The 23,686-nt window shown below is 30.8% G+C and carries 14 protein-coding genes; 9 read left to right on the forward strand and 5 right to left on the reverse strand.

Annotated elements, in window-relative coordinates; all coding sequences use genetic code 11:
* The first annotated feature begins 75 nt into the window (after positions 1-75).
* From katG to Lupro_RS03875, 3 genes are all read left to right on the forward strand, one after another.
* Positions 76-2,265 (forward strand): catalase/peroxidase HPI, encoded by a 2,190-nt coding sequence (gene katG, locus Lupro_RS03865; RefSeq protein ID WP_068206443.1) that lies wholly within the window; start codon positions 76-78, stop codon positions 2,263-2,265.
* Positions 2,266-2,395: 130 nt separating this feature from the next.
* Positions 2,396-3,598: an alpha/beta hydrolase gene (locus tag Lupro_RS03870; RefSeq protein WP_068206446.1), complete on the forward strand. Its 1,203-nt coding sequence runs from the start codon at positions 2,396-2,398 to the stop codon at positions 3,596-3,598.
* 7 nt (positions 3,599-3,605) lie between these two features.
* Positions 3,606-4,763, forward strand: a complete 1,158-nt coding sequence (locus Lupro_RS03875; RefSeq protein ID WP_068206448.1) for a C1 family peptidase — start codon at positions 3,606-3,608, stop codon at positions 4,761-4,763.
* Positions 4,764-4,820: 57 nt separating this feature from the next.
* On the opposite strand, the gene Lupro_RS03880 is transcribed toward Lupro_RS03875, so the two are convergent.
* From Lupro_RS03880 to Lupro_RS03895, 4 genes are all read right to left on the reverse strand, one after another.
* Positions 4,821-5,243 carry a S1 RNA-binding domain-containing protein gene (locus tag Lupro_RS03880; RefSeq protein ID WP_068206450.1) on the reverse strand — a complete coding sequence of 141 codons (423 nt, stop codon included), beginning with the start codon at positions 5,241-5,243 and terminating at the stop codon, positions 4,821-4,823.
* 2 nt (positions 5,244-5,245) lie between these two features.
* The gene (menD, locus tag Lupro_RS03885; RefSeq protein ID WP_068206452.1) at positions 5,246-6,913 is read right to left on the reverse strand and encodes a 2-succinyl-5-enolpyruvyl-6-hydroxy-3-cyclohexene-1-carboxylic-acid synthase; all 1,668 of its coding nucleotides are present in this window, start codon (positions 6,911-6,913) and stop codon (positions 5,246-5,248) included.
* Positions 6,914-6,988: 75 nt separating this feature from the next.
* On the reverse strand, positions 6,989-8,059 hold the full coding sequence (locus tag Lupro_RS03890; RefSeq protein ID WP_227807477.1) for a chorismate-binding protein: 1,071 nt from the start codon (positions 8,057-8,059) through the stop codon (positions 6,989-6,991).
* A 25-nt stretch (positions 8,060-8,084) separates the two neighbouring features.
* Entirely contained in the window at positions 8,085-8,504 is a 420-nt protein-coding gene (locus Lupro_RS03895; protein WP_068206457.1) for a PaaI family thioesterase, read from the reverse strand.
* Positions 8,505-8,581: 77 nt separating this feature from the next.
* Here Lupro_RS03895 and Lupro_RS03900 point away from each other — a divergent pair, with 77 nt between their 5' ends.
* The gene (locus Lupro_RS03900) at positions 8,582-9,073 is read left to right on the forward strand and encodes an IS1096 element passenger TnpR family protein (RefSeq protein ID WP_068206459.1); all 492 of its coding nucleotides are present in this window, start codon (positions 8,582-8,584) and stop codon (positions 9,071-9,073) included.
* A gap of 25 nt (positions 9,074-9,098) precedes the next feature.
* Here Lupro_RS03900 and Lupro_RS03905 read toward each other — a convergent pair whose 3' ends face one another.
* Positions 9,099-10,160 (reverse strand): hypothetical protein, encoded by a 1,062-nt coding sequence (locus Lupro_RS03905; RefSeq protein WP_068206461.1) that lies wholly within the window; start codon positions 10,158-10,160, stop codon positions 9,099-9,101.
* A gap of 91 nt (positions 10,161-10,251) precedes the next feature.
* Here Lupro_RS03905 and Lupro_RS03910 point away from each other — a divergent pair, with 91 nt between their 5' ends.
* From Lupro_RS03910 to uvrB, 5 genes are all read left to right on the forward strand, one after another.
* Positions 10,252-11,151, forward strand: a complete 900-nt coding sequence (locus tag Lupro_RS03910; protein WP_068206463.1) for an ABC transporter ATP-binding protein — start codon at positions 10,252-10,254, stop codon at positions 11,149-11,151.
* A 1-nt stretch (position 11,152) separates the two neighbouring features.
* Positions 11,153-11,980 (forward strand): ABC transporter permease, encoded by an 828-nt coding sequence (locus Lupro_RS03915; RefSeq protein ID WP_068206465.1) that lies wholly within the window; start codon positions 11,153-11,155, stop codon positions 11,978-11,980.
* Positions 11,981-12,043: 63 nt separating this feature from the next.
* Positions 12,044-16,027, forward strand: a complete 3,984-nt coding sequence (locus tag Lupro_RS03920) for a T9SS type B sorting domain-containing protein (protein ID WP_068206467.1) — start codon at positions 12,044-12,046, stop codon at positions 16,025-16,027.
* 91 nt (positions 16,028-16,118) lie between these two features.
* Entirely contained in the window at positions 16,119-21,341 is a 5,223-nt protein-coding gene (locus Lupro_RS03925; RefSeq protein ID WP_068206469.1) for a T9SS type B sorting domain-containing protein, read from the forward strand.
* A 321-nt stretch (positions 21,342-21,662) separates the two neighbouring features.
* Complete coding sequence (gene uvrB, locus Lupro_RS03930) at positions 21,663-23,660, forward strand: excinuclease ABC subunit UvrB (RefSeq protein ID WP_068206471.1); 1,998 nt, start codon at positions 21,663-21,665, stop codon at positions 23,658-23,660.
* Positions 23,661-23,686 lie beyond the last annotated feature (26 nt).

Below are 23,686 nucleotides of genomic sequence, written 5' to 3' on the forward strand. Positions count from 1 at the left end.
TATAAATAATATCTATTGCTTTTAACGATGTAATCAAAATAATTTTTTTAAGTTTAAGGTACAAAAAAATAAATTATGAGCAATTCAAACGAAAGTAAATGCCCTTATCATAATGGGCAAACAAATCAACAACAAACGACCAACAAAGATTGGTGGCCTAATCGACTAAATTTAAACATTCTTCGTCAGCATGCTACTTTATCTAACCCAATGGAAAAAGAATTTAACTATGCTGAAGCTTTCAAAAGTTTAGACTTAAATGAAGTAAAAAAAGATATCAATGAATTAATGGTTAATTCACAGGAATGGTGGCCTGCAGATTATGGTCATTACGGTCCTTTATTTATCCGTATGGCTTGGCATAGTGCAGGAACTTATCGAGTTTCAGATGGTCGTGGCGGCGCATCAACTGGAAATCAACGTTTTGCACCTGTAAATAGCTGGCCAGACAACATAAACCTTGACAAAGCACGTAGATTACTTTGGCCTATTAAACAAAAGTATGGTAAAAAAATATCTTGGGCAGATTTAATGATTTTTGCTGGAAACTGTGCTTTAGAATCAATGGGGTTAAAAACATTTGGATTTGCAGGTGGACGCGAGGATATTTGGGAACCCGAACAAGATGTTTATTGGGGAGCAGAAACTGAATGGCTAGGAGATAAACGCTACACAGGTGAACGAGATTTAGAAAACCCTTTAGCTGCAGTTCAAATGGGTTTAATTTATGTTAATCCTGAAGGGCCTAATGGAGAACCAAATGTAATTGCTTCAGGTAAAGATATACGTGAAACTTTTGCTCGTATGGCAATGAATGACGAAGAAACTGTGGCTCTTGTTGCAGGGGGACATACTTTTGGTAAATGCCACGGAGCTGGTGACACAGCACACGTGGGTAGAGAACCAGAAGCTGCATGCATTGAAGACCAAGGACTTGGATGGGAAAATAGTTTTGGGACTGGTAAAGGAGTAGATACAATTAGTAGCGGGATTGAAGGTGCTTGGACGCCTACTCCAATACAATGGGATAACAGTTATTTTGAAACCTTATTTGGTTATGAGTGGAATTTGGAGAAAAGTCCTGCTGGTGCGTGGCAATGGGTTGCAGTTGGAACAGATGCAGCTACTGCTGTTCCAGATGCTCACGACTCATCAAAACGACATGCTCCAATTATGACTACAGCTGACCTTGCATTAAGAATGGATCCTGCTTATAAACCAATATCAAAGCATTTTTATGAAAACCCAGATAAATTTGCTGATGCGTTTGCTAAAGCTTGGTTTAAATTAACTCACCGTGATATGGGACCTATTTCTCGCTATTTAGGTTCAGAAGTTCCTCAAGAAAAATTAATTTGGCAAGATCCTGTTCCAGTGGCCGATTATAATTTAGTTAATGATATGGATGTTTCTATTTTAAAAGAACAGATTTTAGATTCAAGTTTATCCATCTCTCAATTAGTATCAACGGCTTGGGCTTCAGCATCTACATTTCGAGGTTCAGACAAGCGTGGCGGTGCAAATGGGGCTAGAATTCGGTTTGCTCCTCAAAATAATTGGGAAGTAAATAATCCCATTCAATTAAAAAAAGTTTTAGAAACATTAGAAACTATTCAAAAAAAGTTTAATGTTGTTAATGATAATAAACAAGTATCATTGGCAGACTTAATTGTACTTGGTGGATGTGTAGCTATTGAAAAAGCTGCAAAAGATGCTGGTTACAATATTACTATCCCTTTTAATCCAGGAAGAACAGATGCAACTTTAGAACAAACTGATATAGAATCATTTGAGGTTCTTGAACCAAAAGCTGACGGGTTTCGTAATTATAAAAAAGCAACCTGCACTTTAAGAACAGAAGATATGCTAATTGATAAAGCGCAACTTTTAACCTTAACTATCCCTGAAATGACTGTACTTGTTGGAGGTATGAGAATGTTAAACACCAATTTTGATAATTCTAAATATGGAGTTTTTACAAAAAATCCTGAAACATTAACTAATGATTTCTTTTTAAACTTACTTGATTTAAGTACAGCTTGGAAAGCAATTGATGATACTGAAGAAATTTTTGAAGGTGTAGATCGTGCTACTGGGAATCGAAAATGGTTGGCCACACGTTCTGATCTTATTTTTGGTTCAAATTCAGAGTTACGTGCAGTAGCAGAAGTATATAGCTATAAGAATTCTCAAGATAAATTTCTACAAGACTTTGTAAAAGCTTGGACAAAAATTATGAATCTTGATAGATTTGATTTGGAATAAATATGTTTATGTTGTAATAATAACCAGAATAAAGTATTTAAATAGGAAAAAGTACAGTTTTTTGTAAAAAAATTGTACTTTTCTTTTTTACAATATTGAATATTCTAAAAAAACTATTTAATTTTAGCCTATGAAATTTACCTCACTAAAAAGCATTTACATACTGCTCATTGTTTTCATTTCAAATTATAACTACGCTCAAAATATTCAAATTAAAAAATTTGATTCACAAGAGTTAGAAAATGATAGGTATTTAAAGATATATATCCCCGATAGTTACCAAATTGATTCTACAAAGGTTTATCCTTTAACAATTGTGTTAGATGCTGAGTATTTATTTGATGTTTATGTAGGAAATTCTATCCTATTTGCAAAAAAAGATAAAGCCCCTGAACAAATAATTGTTGGTATCAATCAGAACTACAACGAAGAACGTTACACTGATTGTTCGTATTCTAAAGAAAATAGTTTACCTAACTATGAAGGAGAATCTTTTTATAGATTTATTAGAGGAGAACTTCTTGATTATTTTGAAGAAAATTATCGCATTTCACCCTTTAAAACAATTGTTGGTAATACGCTTACTGCAAATTTTATTAATTATTTTTTAATTGAAGAATACCCTGGATTTAATGCTTTTATAAATATCAATCCATATTACGCATTAGATATGCCAACTATGCTTCAGCAAAAAACAGAAACGCTAAACGATGAAAATATTTATTATTATCTAAGCAATAGCAAGTACAATTCTGAAAAAAGAAAAGATTTAATAAAAGTGACACACTCTGTATTAAATAACATTAAAAATTCAAAATTCAAATATAAATTTGATCAGTTTGATAATAGTTCAAAAACAGCATCTATAGGGCAATCAATGCCAAGTGCTTTGGCATTTATTTTTGAGATGTATTCAGCCATATCAAAAGAAGAATTTGAGAAAAACATAAAAGACCTATCTCCTCCTGATGCTATTGCATATTTAGAAAATAAATATGTAGAAATTGATTACTTATTTGGTAGTAATTTAAAAATTAGAGAGAAAGATATATTTGCAATTGAGTCTATTATTATAGATAAGGAAAACGGTGATTATTTAAAGAATTTTGGCGAAATGATAAACAAATTATACAAAGATTCACCACTTGGCGATTATTATATTGGTAGGTATTATGAAACTGGAGGAAAATACAAACAAGCTTTAAGATATTATAAAAACGGGTATATGAAATTACCTGAAGACGACCCTAACTCTGATGGATATTACGAAAATATTGAACGAGTTTTAGACAAACGCAATGGAACATACATAGAACAAAACGAAGAAAATTAAATTAACTATGAAAAAATTATTACTTTCAATTGCGCTTGTTGCTATTTCACAATTATTTTTTGCACAAGAAGGAAATGTTGTAAACGTAAAAATACCAATCGCCGAAAAATATATATTCACACCTGTTATTGATATTGAAACATCAAATGTGAAAAACCAAGGAAATACTGGTACTTGCTGGAGTTTCTCTACCTCATCTTTTATTGAATCTGAAATTTATAAAAAAACTGGAAAGAAAATTGATATTTCAGAGATGTATACCGTTAGAAATACATACCCTGTTAAGGCTTGGGATTATGTAATGCGCCAAGGAAGAACTCAATTTGGAGAAGGTGGCTTAGCACATGATGTAATTAATTCAATTAAAAATAATGGATTGGTACCCGAAAATGCTTATTCCGGATTAATGGAAAATGCAACCACTTATAACCATTCTAAAATTGTTCCAGAACTAAAAAAAGTGTTAGATGCTTATATAAAAAATGATGAAAATGCTACGTATCCCAATTGGAAAATTGCGATAGATTCTATATTAGATACAGATTTGGGTAAATTACCTAAAAAATTCATGTACGATGGTGTTTATTATACACCTAAATCGTTTTTGGAAATGACTCAATTAAATCCTTCTGATTACGTAACGCTAACTTCTTTTTTACAACAACCTTTTTACACCAAATTCATTCTGAATATTCCAGATAATTTTGCCAATGGTAGTTTTTATAATTTACCATTAGATGAGTTGGTTAAGATTGTTGATAATGCTTTAAAAAAAGGCTATACGTTGGCCTTAGATTGTGATGTTTCTGAGAAAACATTTTCTCAAAAATATGGTATTGCTGTAGAACCAAAAAATATAGATGACAATGAAAAAGCAATGACTTATATAATTACTGAAAAACAAATAACTCCTGAATTTAGACAACAAGAATTTGAAAATTACAATACTACAGATGACCATTTAATGCATATTGTGGGTTTAGTAAAAGACCAACATAATACAGAATATTACAAAGTAAAAAACTCTTGGGGAACTACAGGAAATAGAATTGGGAATGGAGGCTATGTGTATATGAGCAAAGCTTACTTTAAGTTAAAAACAATATCTATCTTAGTAAATAAAAATGCTTTGGATACTACTGTGATTAAAAAACTTAACATTTAAATCAAACCTAACTAGCAAAACCTGTTAGGTTTGATTTAGCATACATATTCACTTTATTTAGTCAAATTTATTTAAACGAATTCCATCTTCAGAAATAGTTATTAATTTTTGTCTAAACAATCCTCCTATGGCACTTTTAAATGCCTTTTTACTCATACCTAACTGATATTTAATATCGTCTGGCGCGCTTTTATCATGTAAGGCAATAAAGCCCTGCTGTTTTTTTAAAGCATTTAAAATTAAAATTTCATTTTTCACAATAGTCTGCTTAAACCCTACTGGTTGTAAGCTCACATCTAACTTTTCATCTTCACGAATTTTTTTAATGTAACCAACTAATTTTTGACCTTCTTCAATTTTTTGATACAATTCATCCTTGTAAAGCAATCCTTCAAACTCTTCATTTATTAATACTGTAAAACCCATTCCTGTATTTCTTACAACCATTAAGTCTACTTTTTCTCCTACTTTTAAATCCATTTTTATTCTTTTAAATTGTTGAAATATGCTTTTAATATTTTATCATTTTCTTCTCTTGGAGTAAATACCTCTAGTAATTTAGGGAATTTCGATTTATTATAAAATTTAGAAAGTTGTGTTTCAAGCTCAAATTCACTCTCTGCTTTAGTATATTCAAAATTATGCATTTTACACAAATATTCAGCTGTTAAATTATGAGGTGTTTCAAAATAATCTAAGGCATTAGACTCTTTTGGCCCCGGAATAAATCTAAAAATACCTCCTCCTCCATTATTTAGTACTATAATTCTAAAATTAACAGGAATATAGTTGTTCCAAAGTGCATTACTATCATAAAAAAAGCTAATATCACCTGTAATAAACACCGTGTTTTCTTCTACTGCAAATGCCGCACCAATGGCTGTACTTGTACTACCATCAATACCGCTTGTACCTCTATTGCAAAATACATGTAACGTTTTGTTTATATCAAACAATTGGGAATATCTAATTATTGAACTATTACCAAGCTGCAATTGTGAATTATTTGAAATTGAAGGTAATACTTTACTAAATACTTTTAAGTCTGAAAACTCACAGGTTTCTAAAAAATCTTGATGCTTTTTTAATCTAATTTCTTTCTTTTGTAACCAATAATTTTGATAATTACTTTTAGTTGTTTTTGTTAAAAAGAAAAACTGACTAAAAAATAATTGTGCTGATATTTTAAAATGGTGTGATAAACAATGAAATGTATCAAAAGCTCTTTTAGCATCAGCATGCCAATGATGTACTGGTTTATACTTACGAAGATGCTGTTTTATTTTTTTTGAAACAATTAATCCACCCAAACTTAGTAAAATATCTGGTCTAAATTTCTCAAGTTCATCATCATTTAAAGGGAAAATTAATTTATCAATGCTATTTATAAATTTGGAATGTGAAATATTCGATGTATTCTCTATTAAAACTAATACTGAAGGATCTTTCACTAAATGTTCTAACTGGGTTTGCAGTAGTTCATCAGGAAAATGCGCTCCAACCAATACCATTTTTTTTGTAGAGGCATTCCATACATCAGCATATTTTTGAAGTTCATCTACTTCCAAAGGAATCTCATCTATTAAGCTAGTTTTCAACTCTTCAACAACAACTTCTTTTTTATAGTTTACGTATTCTTTTTCATACAAAGGCTCATCAAAAGGTACATTTATATGTGCTGGCCCTTTTTTATGTATTATCGTTTCAATTGCTTTTTTTATATTTTCAGTATCATTTTTAGTTCCTAAATTTGCAGAGTATAAAATATGATTTTCAAATACATTTTCTTGTTTAATTGTTTGTCCGTCTCCAATATCAATTAAATGAGAAGGTCTATCTGCTGAAATAATCAGTAAAGGAATATTACTGTAATATGCCTCCGCAATTGCAGGGTAATAATTTAATAATGCAGAACCCGATGTGCATAGCAATGCAACAGGTTTTCTTGTTTGTTGTGCAATTCCTAATGCAAAAAAAGCAGCACAACGCTCATCAACTATAGATAGTGTTTTAATTTTTTCCGAATCATTAAACCCAATAATTAACGGTGCATTTCGTGATCCTGGAGATATTACAATGGTATTTATATTAAAATTTTCACAGTTTTTTACAACTAACTGAGCTAATTTATTTTTTGGAAATTGACGCATTTACATTCTAAATAATTGTTGCAAAGTTACGGAAAGTTATTCTAGTTATAATCTAATAAAAATAAGTTTAACTATTTATAAAACTTTTTTCATTACCGCTGCTTTTAAAACTGTTTCTTGCCACTCCTTTTCTGGTTTACTATCTGTGGTAATACCTCCTCCTATATAAATGGAAGCAATCTTATTATTCACTTGCATACACCGTAAATTAACAAACAAATGCGTGTTCTTTTCTATATTGAGTTCGCCTAAATAACCTGCATAATAAGCTCTATCATAATTTTCATTCTCAAAAATAAATTTAGTAGCTTCTTTTTTTGGCAAACCACAAACTGCAGGTGTTGGGTGCAATGCTTCTATTAAATTTTCTAATAAATCCGTAGTTTTTAAGTCTCCTGCTATATCTGTCCTAATATGAAGTAAATCCCCTGCTTTAACAGTATATGTCCCTGACACTTCAATATTTTTAATACTTCCTTTAATTGTATTTAAAATATAATCTGTAACATACTGTTGTTCTTGCACTTCTTTCTCTTTCCAAACAACATGTACCGTGTTTTTATAACGTTGTGTTCCAGCCAACGCCATTGTATTAAACTTATTTTGAGTTACATTTATCAATCTTTCTGGTGTTGCTCCCATCCACAAACCAATACTTGGATGATACCACAAATACACAAAAGCATTTTTATAGTTATTCAGCATTCTTTTGAATGTATTTTCAATATCAAAATTAGCACATTCAACAGTTTCTTTTCTTGATAAAACTACTTTTTTTATGTGACTATTTTTAAGAAAATCAATCCCTTTTTGTACTAAATGAAGGTGATTTTTTTTTGACTTTTCATTGTGAAAAACTTTATTTGTTGAATCACCTAATGTTATTTTTAAATCCTTATCTGTTGCAATTTCAGAAGTAAGTATACGGCATTTATCAGCTGAAAATAATATTTTTTTTTCATTTTTATTAAAAGGAGCAAAAAGAAAACCTTTCGCATTAAAAGAGTTTAAAAAATGTACTTCTTTATCATTATGAATATAGGCTTTAAGAATTGTTTCATTGGGCTTTCTAAAAATTACCAATGGTTGTTTAGCATTATAAAATCTTAAAGTTTCATGAATAAATTCTGTAGTCTCTTTTTGCAATTGCATGTAATTTAATTGTTGAAACTTATTTGTTTTCTAAAATAAAATTGGTGATTTTACAAATTGAAATCATTCTATTTTTGTCATCTTCAATCTTAATTTCAACCAAATGAATTGTTTTTCCTTTGTGAATAATTTTTGCTGTTGCAGTAACAACACCACTTTTAACACTTCTTAAATGATTTGCTGAAAACTCAATACCTCTAACACTGTATTTATCTCTATCAATTGCTAACAATGATGTTGGACTCCCAACACTTTCAGCTAGTGCCATTGTTGCTCCACCATTTAAAATTCCATCAGGCTGATGTACTCTGTAATTTACAGGCATTGTAGCCACTAAATAGTCATTACCTAAATCTACATATTTAATATTTAACGTTTCCATTAAGGTGTTTTTACACATGTTATTTAATAACTCAAGTATTGATTCTTTCTTACTCATAAAAAATTGTTATGCTGTAAAAATAAGAATTTAAAACTTTAAATAGTACCTTTGCTCAAGAATTGTATTTGTTTAAAATGGCTTATAAAATTAGAGTAATATTAGATGTTGAAAATGATGTAATTAGAGATATTGTTATTAATAAAACTGTTAATTTAGAAGATTTTCATTTAATTATTGCCAAATCTTTTGGTTTTAAAGGGCAAGAAATGGCATCTTTTTATAAAACGAATAACAATTGGGAACAAGGTGAGGAAATACCATTGTTTGACATGTCTGAAAATGGAAATTCTATAGCTATGAACTCATTTTTAGTGAAAGATATTTTTAAAAATGTAGGTGATAAATTAATTTATGTTTATGACTTTATGGCTATGTGGACTTTTTTTGTTGAACTTTCAGGGATTTCTGAAGATGAAATAGAAGATTTCAAAATAACATTCTCTTTTGGAAATACACCTGACCAAGCTCCTGAAAAAAAATTTATTGCTGAAAAATTAGATGATGTTTTTGATGTTTTTGATGATGAAAATAATTTTGAAAATATTGATGATTATGATATTTACTAATACAAATTAACCAAGGTTGGTAATTTTAGTGTATAATATAAATATTTACATTTTCGTAATTTCTTGTCACAAAATCAAATGCTACTTTTAAAATATCTCCCATAGAATTACAATGTTTAAAATTTTTATCTTTTGTATAAGCATTTAAATCCATTTTTAGTTGATTTATTTTTTCGGGTGTAGAAATTTTATCATTACACATGCAATCTAACAATGCATTAATCCTATCTTGAGAACCTTTAATTCTACGTGCAATTGCAGATCGTTCTTCTCTTTTATACTGCTCAATAGATTCTTCTTGTAAATTTTCAGACACCATTTTAACAAATGGATAATTTTCTTTAAAAAACTGAGGAAAATAAACTTTTAAATTCCCCTCAAAACTCTGTTGATCAAAATCCATTGCTCGAATACGGTATTCAACTTGGTCAAAATCATATGAAGCAACAATAACATAGTTATAAGAACGCATATCTCCTAACAACCGAATCATACATCGCTCATTAAATTTTACAAATTCTTTTGACAACCGTTTTTTCCCTTTAACAGAAACTGTTTTCATATTTTCAATTAAAAACTGATCGCCGGGAATTCCTAACACATGCTCTTCAATTAACGTATCCTTATAAACTAAAAAATTAATATTATTGGGAGATAAAATATGTTCTAACTCCAAGCCGTAAACCCTAGAAGCATCTGCTTTTTTCACATACAAATACGTATGGTTATCATTTAAAATATTTCTAACTTTTACTCTAAAAGGTTTAGAGTTACCAAAAGTGCAATAATCTATAGCATCAACGGTTAAAAAGGGTAAAGAATTTTCACTTCCATCTCCGTGTAAAATCATATACATTCTTTTCAAACTTAAATCTATTTCATCACGTTCATGTTCGGCATAATACACTCTTATCCATAAAGTATCATCTCCATTTTTATCATAAACCTCAACACCTCCAACAAAACGAAGCAAGTCATCATAAAACACAGGAATTTTAATATTCCTATTGTATTCTGTTAAATAATTATACAGTTGTTCATTAATTGGATATGCTGGTTTTTTCTTTGAAATTAATTTTTCATCCATGTTCAAAATCTATAGTCACTTCCAAATTTAGTATATTGCTGTAACAATTTTGTATAAATGTCGTCTTAATTTTATACTAAACAAAAAAATATTGGAAACAATCTTATCTCTTCGTAATCTCAATAAAAAATTTGGACATATTCATGCTGTTAATAATTTATCCTTTGATATTAAAAAAGGAAATGTATATGGTATTTTAGGCCCAAACGGAAGTGGAAAATCAACCACATTGGGTATTATTTTAAACGTTGTAAACAAAACTTCTGGCAGTTTTAATTGGTTTAATGGTAATTTATCTACGCATCAAGCTCTAAAAAAAGTGGGTGCAATAATAGAGCGCCCTAATTTTTATCCTTATATGACTGCCATTCAAAATTTAAAATTAGTTTGTAAAATAAAAGAAATTCCTTTTACTAAAATTGAAGAGAAACTAAAAATCGTCAATCTGCATGAAAGAAGAAACAGTAAATTCAAAACGTTTTCTTTAGGTATGAAACAACGATTAGCCATAGCTTCAGCATTATTAAACGACCCTGAAATTTTAATTTTAGATGAACCTACAAATGGATTAGACCCACAGGGTATTCATGAAATTAGAAAAATAATTAAAGATATTGCGACTAACGGAACTACAATTTTACTAGCTTCACACTTACTAGATGAAGTTGAAAAAGTATGCTCTCATGTAGTAGTTATTAGAAATGGTATTAAATTATATGCGGGTAGCGTTGATGAAATAACAGCCTCTCAAGGTTTGTTTGAACTTAAAATTGATGGTGATTTTAAAAAGCTAATTACTTTACTTTCTGATTTTGATGGAATAGCTTCAGTAAAAGTAATTGATGATAAAATAATTGCAACTTTAAGTAAGGAAATTTCAGCCTCTGAAATAAACTCTTTTTTGTTTAAAAATGGATTGGTTTTATCACATTTAATAAAGCGTAAACCAAGTTTAGAGCAACAATTTTTAACATTAACAAACAGTAACTAAAATGCTACGACTTTTAAATATAGAAATTCACAAATTAAAATACAATAGAGCCAGTAGAATATTAATACTAATTTACTTTATTCTATTAACTTCAATAGCTTTAATTGCTGCTGTTAAATTTGATATTGGCCCTATAAAATTTCATTTAGCTGAACAAGGAATTTTCAACTTCCCATACATTTGGCACTTTAATACATTTATGGCCTCCTTTTTTAAATTCTTTTTACTACTTGTTATTGTTTCAATGATGGCCAACGAATACAGTAACAAAACACTAAAGCAAAATTTAATTGACGGGTTAAGCAAAAAAGAGTTTGTCCTCTCAAAGTTTTATACCGTTATATTACTAGCCTTAATCTCAACCATTTTTGTATTTATTGTTTCATTAATACTCGGATATATCTATTCTGATTTTACAGAATTTTCAATAGTTACAACCAATTTAGAGTATTTACTTGCTTTTTTTGTGAAATTAGTAGCTTTCTTTTCTTTTGGACTATTTTTAGGAGTCCTTGTTAAACGTTCTGCTTTTGCCGTTGGAGCCTTGCTAATTTGGGCTATGTTTGAAAGTTTTGTAAAAGGGATGGTCTATTGGAAAACAGAAGATAATGTTGAAAGAATTATGCAGTTTTTCCCTTTAGAAGCAATGAGTAATTTAATTAAAGAGCCTTTTACACGTTTAAGCGCTGTTAAAACTGTTGCTAAACAAGTAGGCGAAAACTTATCAAAAGACTTTTCTGTGCAACCTTTAGACATTCTAATTGTAATTATTTGGACCATTATCTTTATTTATCTTTCTTATGTATTACTCAAAAAAAGAGATTTGTAAATAATTATTAATTTTTAATAGATATTCATACATTTGGAGAATTACTAGCAAGTGAAATCCTGTATGAAAAAATTACTAACAATCCTTTCTTTTTTATGTGTATTACAAAGTTTTTCCCAAGGGGAAGCTAATTTCTGGTACTTTGGTGAAAATGCTGGATTAGATTTTAATAGTGGTTCTCCTGTTGCACTTAATGACGGCCAATTAAATACTTTTGAAGGGTGCTCATCTTTCTCAGATTCAAATGGCAACTTATTGTTTTATTCTGATGGAACTACAATATGGAATAAAAACCACACTGTAATGCCTAATGGTTTTGGGTTAAAAGGACATCCTTCTAGCACACAATCTGCTATGATTATTCCACGCCCCGGAAGCACAAATGAATACTATCTTTTTACTGTTGGATCTGCAGTATCTGGAGGTGAATTTGGATTTAATTATTATACTATTGATATGAATGCTGATGGTGGATTAGGTGATATTGTAGCTGGGCCTATTGATCTTTCTGGACTTAAATCAAATTTATGGACAGAAAAAGTTGCTGCCATTAAAGGAGGTGATTGCAATACTTTTTGGGTGCTCTCTTATGCTGAAAATCAATTTTATGCTTACAAAGTTTCTAGCACTGGAGTTAACTCAAATGCTGTAACTTCAACAACTTCACACACTGCTGATGACAGAAGAGGCTACTTAAAAATAGCTCCAAATGGCAAAAAAGTAGCTATTGCGCATATGGCTGATATGAAACTCCTACTTTATGATTTTGACAATACAACTGGAATAGTAACCAATGAAAAAAGTTTGCCTCTTGTTTTTCCTGAAAATAAACCCTACGGTGTTGAGTTTTCTGCAAATAGCGAAAAGTTATACGTAAATGCTTCAAACGACTATTATAGCAACATATTCTCTGAGTGGAATAATCCTAGTAACCACTTATCAACTTTATACCAATTTAATCTAAGCTCAAATATAATTGAAGATATTATTGACTCTAGAGAAATTATAGATTCTAGAAATTTATATAGAGGAGCACTACAATTAGGTCCTGATCAAAAAATTTATAGAGCCCTTTCTGAAACATATAATATTGGAATACCTTATCTTGGCGTTATTGAAAACCCAGAAAAGGATGGAATTTTATGTAATTATAAGCACAAAGAAATCTCTTTAGGTATTAAAAATTCAACACAAGGATTACCTCCTTTTATTGCTTCAATTTTTTCACAAATAGAGATTACAAGTGTAGATGATCAGGGTACAACAACGGTTTTAAATGACCAAACAACACATGTATGCGTTGGAGATAGCTTTGATATAATTCCTGAACCTTTAACAGGTACTTCAACCTACAAATGGTTTTTTAATAGTGATACTACTCCTTTTTCGAATTCAAAAAATTTAACTTTTACAAATATTAACACCTCTGCAAGTGGTTTATATTCTTTGGAAGTTTCACAAACTGATAGTTGTGGAAACATTATTATCTTAGAAGGTGAATTTTCCATAGAAGTTTATGACGTTCCTGTTGCATACCAACCTTCATCAATTGATCAATGTGATGATGATAATGATGGTTTTTATGCATTTGATTTGGCTGCTTTAAGAGATGCTGAAGTACGGAATGGTCAAAGTTCAACAGAATTTAATGTCTCTTATTTTAGAAACTTGATTGATGCTGATACAAATTCTAATGAAATTACAAATCCATACATAAATTCTTCAGCTTATAGTACAGATACTATTATTGCCAAAATTTATAATGTTCAAAACCCTAATTGTTATAATACCAAAAGCCTTACCATTCAAGTATTTGAAACACCCAAGCCCTCTTTAACAATACCTGTTTTAGGTCAATGTGATTCTAATTTAGTTGGGACAGATATTGACGGTATTGAAATTTTTGATTTAACCTTAAAAGAGCCTGAAATTTTAAACGGACAATTAGCTACAGATTTTACGATTACTTATTTTCTAGATGCTACTTTAAATAATCCCATTCCAAATCCTGCAACTTTTCAAAATACGATAAGAACACAACCTATTTATGTAAAAATAGTAAATACTTTAAATCCTAATTGTAGTGCTGTTACTAATTTTGATATTGAAGTATTTGAATTGCCAACTGTAACATCATCAGCTAATTTAAAGCAATGTGATGATGACACCGACGGATTTAGTACTTTTAATTTAACAGAGGTAAATGAAAAAATTTCTACAAATTCAACCAATGAAAATTTCACCTATTTCACAACATCTTTAGCTGCAGACACAAATGATAATACTAAATTAATAACCAATCCAACTGCATATATCAACCAAAATGTGACAACAGATACGGTTTGGACTCGAATAGAAAACAATAATGGGTGCCACCGTGTTGCTGAAATAAATTTAACCGTTTCAACAACTGGTATTCCTCCTTCTTTTAAACAAAGAGCGTTTTATGAATGTGATGATTTTATAGATGTACTTAATAACGAAAGAGACGGAGTAACATCCTTTAACTTTAGTGGCATTACCAATGACGTAAAAGCCCTTTTTCCTGCCAATCAGCAATTAATTATCACTTATTATAGAAATGAAGCTGATGCTTTATCTGAATTAAACCCAATTGTTGACCCCTCAAATTATAGAAATATAGGATATTCTAGTCCTCAAATTATACACATAAGAATTGATAGTGAACTAGATAATGATTGTCTTGGAATTTGGCCTCGTATTACCTTAAATGTTGAACCTGTACCTATTGCTAATAGCGTAACTATATACAGACAGTGTGATGATGATTTTGATGGGTTTTTTCCTTTTGATACAACAAATATTCAAACAACCGTTTTAAACGGACAAACAGGAATGACTGTTTCTTATTTTGACCAAAACGGAAACGCTTTACCAACTCCACTACCTAACCCTTTTTTAACTAAAAGTCAAACCATTACAATTAGAGTTACCGATAACAATTCTATTGACCCTGATGGTGCTTGTTTTGACGAAACTACATTAGAATTTATTGTTGATAAAAAACCCGTGGCATACACAGTCCCAGATTTTGTTGAATGTGACGATAACATAGATGGTATTATCTCTTTTGACACTTCCACTATTCAAACTACTGTTTTAAACGGGCAAACAGGAATGCTTGTTTCTTATTTTGATCAAAACGGGAATTTACTTCCAAGTCCACTACCAAACCCTTTTATTACTGAAACAAAAACAATTACAATAAAAGTTGAGAATGAGTTAAATGGTACTTGTACAGCTGAAACAACTCTAAATTTTATTGTAAATGAAAAACCTCAATTTGAATTATACCCTACAGCAATTTATTGTTTAAATCTACCTCCTATTACTGTAGAAACATTCAATGCCTTAGATAATTACACTTATGAATGGAAAAATGAAAGTGGCATCATTATAAGTACAAACTTTGATGCTGTTATTTCTAAAGCAGGGAAATATACCGTTATTGCAACTTCAACTGAAGGGTGTCAATCTTTTCCTCAAACCATAACCATTGAAGCTTCAATAATTGCAACTATTACCTTAGATGATATTACAATTGTTGATGATTCAGATAATAATTCTATAACAATCTCAACCACAAATTTAGGAATTGGAGATTATGAATTTGCAATTCAAAAAACAAATGAGTTTATGGGAGCATTTCAAGATGAACCTTATTTTGAAAACCTAATGCCTGGTATTTATACTGTTTTTGTTCGTGATAAAAATAGTTGTGGTATTGCTCAAATTGATGTCTCAGTTATTGGATTTCCTAAATTTTTCACTCCAAATAATGATGGATATAATGATACTTGGCTTGTGTTAGGTGTAAATGAAAATTTCTATGCCAACTCTAATATTTATGTTTTTGACAGATTTGGAAAGTTAATTACTCAAATTGACCCTAAAAGCAATGGCTGGGATGGTATATTTAATGGGAGACAACTACCTGCTACAGACTATTGGTTCTCTGTTGAGTTAATTGACAATAATGGAAATATAAGAAGCAGGAAAGGTCATTTTAGCCTTATTAGAAGATAAAAATACAATATTTTTTCATTTTTTCCTGTTATAAATTATTAATACTAAGAGATTTATATTATATTTATAACTATTGGAAAGAATTTTTGCCATGAAAAAAATAATTGTCTTATTGTTAACACTATTTCCAATTATTTTAGCTTCACAAAATGAAGCTGCTATATGGTATTTTGGAAATCAAGCTGGACTAGATTTTAATAGTGGAGTTCCTGTTGTTCTTACAAATGGACAATTAGATACTTATGAAGGCTGTGCCTCTATTAGTGATTCTTCAGGTAATTTACTTTTTTATACAGATGGTGTTTCTGTTTGGAATAAAAACCATACAATAATGGCAAATGGAACAGGATTGGATGGCAATTCTTCTAGTTCTCAATCTGCAATTATCATTCCTAAACCCAACAACGCTAATCAATATTATATTTTTACAGTTGATGATAACCCATTACCAATAGGCGGACAGTTAGGAATCAATTATTCAACTATTGATATTACCTCTAATGCAGGTTTAGGTGCTGTTATTTCAAAAAATAATTTAGTTAAACAATATGCTTATGAAAAAATAACAGCTGTGCGACACGCAAATAATAATGATTTCTGGGTTATTTCTTTTGTGAAAGATTCTTTTTATGCTTGGCTTGTTAGTGGAACTGGTGTAAATACTACTCCTGTGATTAGTTCAACTGGTATTAGTTCAACAAATGCCTCGCGAGGATATCTAAAAACATCAATTGATGGTTCTAAAATTGCAAGTGCAAATTTTGGAAATAATGGAACTTTAATGCTTTACAACTTTGATGCTTCAACTGGGATTGTAAATAATGAAATACAACTCAACTTTGATGATCCTGCTGATATTCCGTATGGTGCTGAATTTTCAAAATTTGGAACAAAATTATATGCTACTACCTGCAGATTACCTGGATCGGGTGTAGGCCCTCCTGGAAGATTATATCAATTTGATTTGTCAAATGCCAATGCAAGAACATTAATTGAAGACCAAAATGAGTACACACGAGGAGCCTTACAATTAGCAATTGACGGTAAAATATACCGAGCACTTTCAAAGGTAACAACCGCTCAAAACCAAGCGAGTGGCTCTCAATATTTAGGTGTTATAAATGATCCTGAATTGGTTGGGTTGGCTTGTAATTATACTTCTAATGCCATTGATATAACAGTAGCAGGTGCATTTCCTACTCATAAAGTATTTGAAGGATTACCTCCTTTTATGTCTTCTTACTTTTTATTACCTTCCATTACAGCAAATAATGTTTGTTTTGGTGATAGTACACTATTTAGCTTTAATTCAACTACACCTCCTTCAAGTATTACTTGGAATTTTGGGGATCCTTCAACAGGTATTAACAACACTTCTACATTAATAAACCCTACTCATGTATTTTCATCATCAGGAGTTTTTTCAGTTACAGCCGATGTTGTAATAACTGGTGTTCCAATTACACTTAATTTAGAAGTTACAGTCTACAATGTACCAACTATTACATCTCCCGTTTCTCTTATTCAATGTGATGATGACTTAGATGGTATTGTTAACTTTAATTTATTAGAAGCAAATACATTAATTACAACAGATTCACCAACGCCTACTATTTCCTATTTCCTTACTGAAATTGATGCCATAAACAATACAAATCCTATTTCAAATGTAACTACTTTCTCTGGTAGCACTGGTGATGCTGTTTGGGCAAGAGTGGTTAATAATGTTGGATGTTTTGATACAGCTGAAGTACAACTAAATGTAACTTCAACGCAAATCCCTGCCAGTTTAATGGTTACTTTTGATGAATGTGATGATGCAACTGATGGTAATGATACGAATGGACTCACTACTTTTGACTTTAGTAGTGCAACAGTTCAAATTCTTAATGCGCTTCTTCCTACCACAAATCTCTCTGTTTCGTATTATGAAAATATTGCTGATGCGCTTGCTCAACTTAATAGTATTGACCCTACAAACTATACAAACACAACACCTAACTCGCAACAAATTGTAGTAAGAGTTGATGATTTAACTAATGGTTGTTTTGGATTGGGTTACCACGTTACATTAAATGTAAATCTTATTCCCCAATTTGAGCTAGATACCTCAGCTGATTTTTGCAATGATGGTACAACATCAATTATTGGCGTTCAAAATCCTGCTGCTGTTTATACCTACGTTTGGGAAAATAGTGCTGGTACCGTTGTTGGAAATACATCTGCCATATCTGTAACCTCTTCTGATACCTATACCGTTACTGCAACTGATACCACTGGTAATAATTGTCAGAATTCAAAAAGAATTATTGTTAATATTTATGATATTCCGGTAGTTACATCTCCCGTTTCTCTTACTCAATGTGATGATGACCTAGATGGTATTGTTAATTTTAATCTAAATGAAGCCAACTCGCTAATATCTTCTGAAAGTCCATTCCCTAGTTTCTCTTACTTTTTAACCCAAAACGATGCTATAAACAACACAAACCCCATTTCAAATGTAACAACCTTTTCTGGTAGCACTGGTGATGCTGTTTGGGCAAGAGTGGTTAATAGTAACGGATGTTTTGATACGGCGGAAGTACAACTAAATGTAACTTCAACGCAAATCCCTGCTGGTTTAATGGTTACTTTTGATGAATGTGATAATGCAAATGATGGTAATGATACGAATGGGCTCACTAATTTTGACTTTAGCAGTGCAACTGAGCAAATTAAAACAGCCCTATTACCTGAAACAAACTTAACTGTTTCGTATTATGAAAATATTGCTGATGCACTTGCTCAACTTAATAGTATTGACCCTACTAACTATACAAATACAACACCTAACTCGCAACAAATTGTAGTGAGAGTTAACGATTTAACAAACGACTGTTTTGGATTAGGTTACCACGTTACATTAAATGTAAATCCTACTCCTCAATTTCAGCTAGATACCACAGCTGATTTTTGCAATGATGGTACAACATCAATTATTGGCGTTCAAAATCCTGCTGCTATTTATACCTACGTTTGGGAAAATAGTGCTGGTACTGTTGTTGGAAATACATCTGCCATATCTGTAACCTCTTCTGATACCTATACCGTTACTGCAACTGATACCACTGGTAATAATTGTCAGAATTCAAAAAGAATTATTGTTAATATTTATGATATTCCGGTAGTTACATCTCCCGTTTCTCTTACTCAATGTGATGATGACCTAGATGGTATTGTTAATTTCAATCTAAATGAAGCCAACTCGCTAATATCTTCTGAAAGTCCATTCCCTAGTTTCTCTTACTTTTTAACCCAAAACGATGCTATAAACAACACAAACCCCATTTCAAATGCAACTGCTTTCTCTGGTAGCACTGGTGATGCTGTTTGGGCAAGAGTGGTTAATAGTAACGGATGTTTTGATACGGCAGAAGTACAACTAAATGTAACTTCAACGCAAATCCCTGCTAGTTTAATGGTTACTTTTGATGAATGTGATGATGCAACTGATGGTAATGATACGAATGGGCTCACTACTTTTGACTTTAGCAGTGCAACTGAGCAAATTAAAACAGCCCTATTACCTGAAACAAACTTAACTGTTTCGTATTATGAAAATATTGCTGATGCACTTGCTCAACTTAATAGTATTAACCCTACTAACTATACAAATACAACACCTAACTCGCAACAAATTGTAGTAAGAGTTAACGATTTAACAAACGACTGTTTTGGATTAGGTTATCACGTTACATTAAATGTAAATCCTACTCCTCAATTTCAGCTAGATACCACAGCTGATTTTTGTAGTGATGTTACAGCTCCAACTATTGGTGTGCAAAACCCTGCTGCTGTTTATACCTACGTTTGGGAAAATAGTGCTGGTACTGTTGTTGGAAATACATCTGCCATATCTGTAACCTCTTCTGATACCTATACCGTTACTGCAACTGATACCAGCGGTAATAATTGTCAGAATTCAAAAAGTATTTTAGTTAATATGTATGATATTCCTGTTGTTACATCTCCCGTCTCTCTTATTCAATGTGATGATGACCTAGATGGTATTGTTAATTTCAATCTAAATGAAGCCAATTCTCTTATATCTTCTGAAAGTCCGTTCCCTAGTTTCTCTTACTTTTTAACCCAAAACGATGCTATAAACAACACAAACCCCATTTCAAATGTAACAACCTTTTCTGGTAGCACTGGTGATGCTGTTTGGGCAAGAGTGGTTAATAGTAACGGATGTTTTGATACGGCGGAAGTAAATTTACAAGTTATTACAATTGATATCCCCAGTGATTTAATGATTACTTTCGATGAATGTGATGATTTATTTAATGACAACGATACTGATGGTTTTGCTACTTTTGACTTTAGCAGTGCAACTGAGCAAATTCTCAATGCACTTCTTCCTACCACAAACCTTTCTGTTTCTTATTATAAAAATATTTCAGATGCACAAGCTAAATTAAATGCTATAAACCCTAATAGCTTTAGAAATACAATAACGAACTCGCAACAAATTTTTGCTAGAATAGACCACAATTTAATTAATTGCTACAAAATTGAACCTCTTATCTCCTTAAATGTAAATCCTGTTCCTCAATTTGATTTATTAGATACAATTGAGTTTTGTTTTCTTTCTTTAGAATATAGTATTGGTATTGAAAATCCCTCAGACGAATATGATTATCAATGGAGAAACGAGCTGGGAAAAATGATAGGGAGCACTCCAAATATTACAATAAATTCAGAGGGATTATACACTGTTACTGCAACTAACAACAATAATTGTATAAAAACAAGAAGTATACAAGTTAATAGTATTCCTGTAACACCTTTATTAAATTTTGATAAAAATAATATTGTTCTTGCTGACAATTCTGACAACAATACAATAACTGTATTAATAGACAATTTACCTACTAGTACCTATGAATTTGCCATTGATAATAACACTTTTCAATCTAATAATTTATTTGAAAATGTACTAGCGGGTCTACATACCATTAAAATTAGAGATGTTGAAAATTGTCTTGAATCTTCCGTAGATATTTCTGTAATTAATATTCCCAATTTTTTTACGCCTAATGGTGATGGATATAATGATACTTGGCATGTAACAGGTATAGCGTTTCAGCCAACCTCTAATGTTTATATATTTGATAGATTTGGAAAATTAATAGCCATTTTGAATCCCTTAGGACGTGGTTGGAATGGTTTGTACAAAGGAAACCCTCTACCTTCTACAGATTACTGGTATAAAGTAGAATTAGATGATGGAAGAGTTCTAAAAGGTCATTTTAGCTTAATTAGACGTTAGCTATAATTTCTTCAAAATAGCATTTTGTAAGCCATTACTAAAATATGATTTTATTTCTAGAGTTTCTTCTTCTTTATATTTCTAATTTCCAGTAATAATAGATTTTTGTTTAAGCTACAATAACTTCAAATAGTCTATTTTAATTATTTTTAATATCGATTAAAATTATGTGTAAATTTATCACTTCAAAAAAAAAGGTAAAATTTTTCATGTTGTAATAATCATCAATTACAATTGTATTTTTTAATCAAAAAAATTAAAGAATTCTTAAATATAAAGTTAGATAAACCAAAACAATAGAAATTAGTTTATTTTTGCGCTATGCAATTTAAATTAGAATCTAAATTTAAACCTACTGGTGACCAACCTGAAGCAATTATACAGTTAGTTGAAGGTATAAATTCTAATGAAAAATATCAAACTTTATTGGGAGTTACTGGTTCAGGAAAAACATTTACTGTTGCTAATTTAATTGAAAAAGTTAAAAAACCAACTTTAGTTTTAGCACATAATAAAACTTTAGCAGCTCAATTGTATTCTGAGTTTAAACAGTTTTTCCCAAATAATGCTGTAGAATATTTTGTTTCGTATTACGATTATTATCAACCTGAAGCCTATTTACCAACTACAGGAACTTACATAGAAAAAGATTTATCTATAAATGAGGATATTGAAAAACTACGAATTAGTGCTTCTTCTGCCCTACTTTCTGGAAGAAGAGATGTTATTATTGTAGCTTCTGTATCTTGTATTTATGGAATTGGGAATCCTGTAGAATTTAAAAAAAATATTATTTCTATTGAAGTTGATGAAGTTATTTCTCGTACTTCTTTTCTACATCAATTAGTAACAAGCCTATACTCTAGAACAGAAACAGAGATAAGTAGTGGAACTTTTAAAGTAAAAGGAGATACTATAACTGTTTTTCCATCTTATGGAGAACACGCTTATAGAATTCATTTTTTTGGAGATGAAATTGAAGAAATAGAAAGTTTTGATGTTAGTAACAATAAGGTTATTGAAAAATTTGATACCCTAAAAATATATCCAGCTAATTTATTTGTTACTTCTCCCGATGTTTTACAAAACGCCATCCATTCTATACAAGAAGACTTAGTAAAGCAATATGATTATTTCAAAGAAATTGGTAAACATCTAGAAGCAAAACGACTTAAAGAGCGTACCGAATTTGACTTAGAAATGATTCGAGAATTGGGATATTGCAGTGGCATTGAAAACTATTCTCGCTATTTAGATCAAAGAAAACCAGGCACAAGACCTTTCTGTTTACTAGATTATTTTCCTGATGATTATTTAATGATTATTGATGAAAGTCATGTTACAATTCCTCAAGTTCACGCAATGTATGGTGGCGATAGGTCAAGAAAAGAAAACTTGGTAAGTTATGGTTTTAGATTGCCTGCTGCTATGGATAACAGGCCTTTAAAATTTGATGAGTTTGAAGAAATCCAAAATCAAGTTATTTATGTTAGTGCTACACCTGCAGATTACGAATTACAAAAAACGGAAGGTGTTTTTGTTGAGCAGGTAATTAGACCAACAGGTTTACTAGACCCGGAGATTGAAGTACGTACAAGTATCAATCAAATTGATGATTTAATTGAAGAAATTCAAATTAGAGTAGAAAAAGATGAACGTACTTTGGTAACAACACTTACTAAAAGAATGGCTGAAGAATTAACCAAATATTTTAGTAGAATTCAAATTAGATGTCGTTATATTCACTCAGACGTTGATACTTTAGAGCGTGTAGAAATTATGGCAGATTTACGAAAAGGATTATTTGATGTACTTATTGGTGTAAACCTTTTGCGTGAAGGATTAGACCTACCTGAAGTTTCTTTGGTAGCTATTTTAGATGCTGATAAAGAGGGGTTTTTACGCTCACATCGTTCATTAACTCAAACTATTGGTAGAGCTGCTAGGCATATTGAAGGAAAAGCAATTATGTATGCTGATAAAATTACCAAAAGTATGCAACTAACTATTGATGAAACAAACCGAAGAAGAGAGAAACAAATAGCCTATAATACCATAAACAAAATTACTCCTAGCCAAATTATAAAAAGTATTGAAAATACACTGGCAAAAAATACGGGAGCATCCTATCGATATGATATAACTTCAAATATGGCTGCCGAAGAAGAATTATCTTATCTACCAAAATCTGAAATAGATAAAAGAATACGTGAGAAAAGAAAACAAATGGAAGTTGCAGCTAAAGGTTTAGATTTTATGGCTGCAGCAAAATTACGTGATGAAATTAAAATTTTACAAGAAAAAATTAAAAATAAGTAAGCAGTTATCAACGTAATATATCTTTT

It is taken from the genome of Lutibacter profundi (genome assembly GCF_001543325.1).
In the GTDB taxonomy this organism is placed as follows: Bacteria; Bacteroidota; Bacteroidia; order Flavobacteriales; family Flavobacteriaceae; genus Lutibacter; species Lutibacter profundi.

Coding starts and splice junctions, on each gene's coding strand:
- Lupro_RS03880 (WP_068206450.1), bottom strand. CDS start 5,243: ATGGATTTAAAAGTAGGAGAAAAAGTAGACTTAATGGTTGTAAGAAAT.
- uvrB (WP_068206471.1), top strand. CDS start 21,663: ATGCAATTTAAATTAGAATCTAAATTTAAACCTACTGGTGACCAACCT.
- menD (WP_068206452.1), bottom strand. CDS start 6,913: ATGCGTCAATTTCCAAAAAATAAATTAGCTCAGTTAGTTGTAAAAAAC.
- Lupro_RS03915 (WP_068206465.1), top strand. CDS start 11,153: ATGCTACGACTTTTAAATATAGAAATTCACAAATTAAAATACAATAGA.
- Lupro_RS03895 (WP_068206457.1), bottom strand. CDS start 8,504: ATGAGTAAGAAAGAATCAATACTTGAGTTATTAAATAACATGTGTAAA.
- Lupro_RS03870 (WP_068206446.1), top strand. CDS start 2,396: ATGAAATTTACCTCACTAAAAAGCATTTACATACTGCTCATTGTTTTC.
- Lupro_RS03905 (WP_068206461.1), bottom strand. CDS start 10,160: ATGGATGAAAAATTAATTTCAAAGAAAAAACCAGCATATCCAATTAAT.
- Lupro_RS03900 (WP_068206459.1), top strand. CDS start 8,582: ATGGCTTATAAAATTAGAGTAATATTAGATGTTGAAAATGATGTAATT.
- katG (WP_068206443.1), top strand. CDS start 76: ATGAGCAATTCAAACGAAAGTAAATGCCCTTATCATAATGGGCAAACA.
- Lupro_RS03925 (WP_068206469.1), top strand. CDS start 16,119: ATGAAAAAAATAATTGTCTTATTGTTAACACTATTTCCAATTATTTTA.
- Lupro_RS03920 (WP_068206467.1), top strand. CDS start 12,044: ATGAAAAAATTACTAACAATCCTTTCTTTTTTATGTGTATTACAAAGT.
- Lupro_RS03875 (WP_068206448.1), top strand. CDS start 3,606: ATGAAAAAATTATTACTTTCAATTGCGCTTGTTGCTATTTCACAATTA.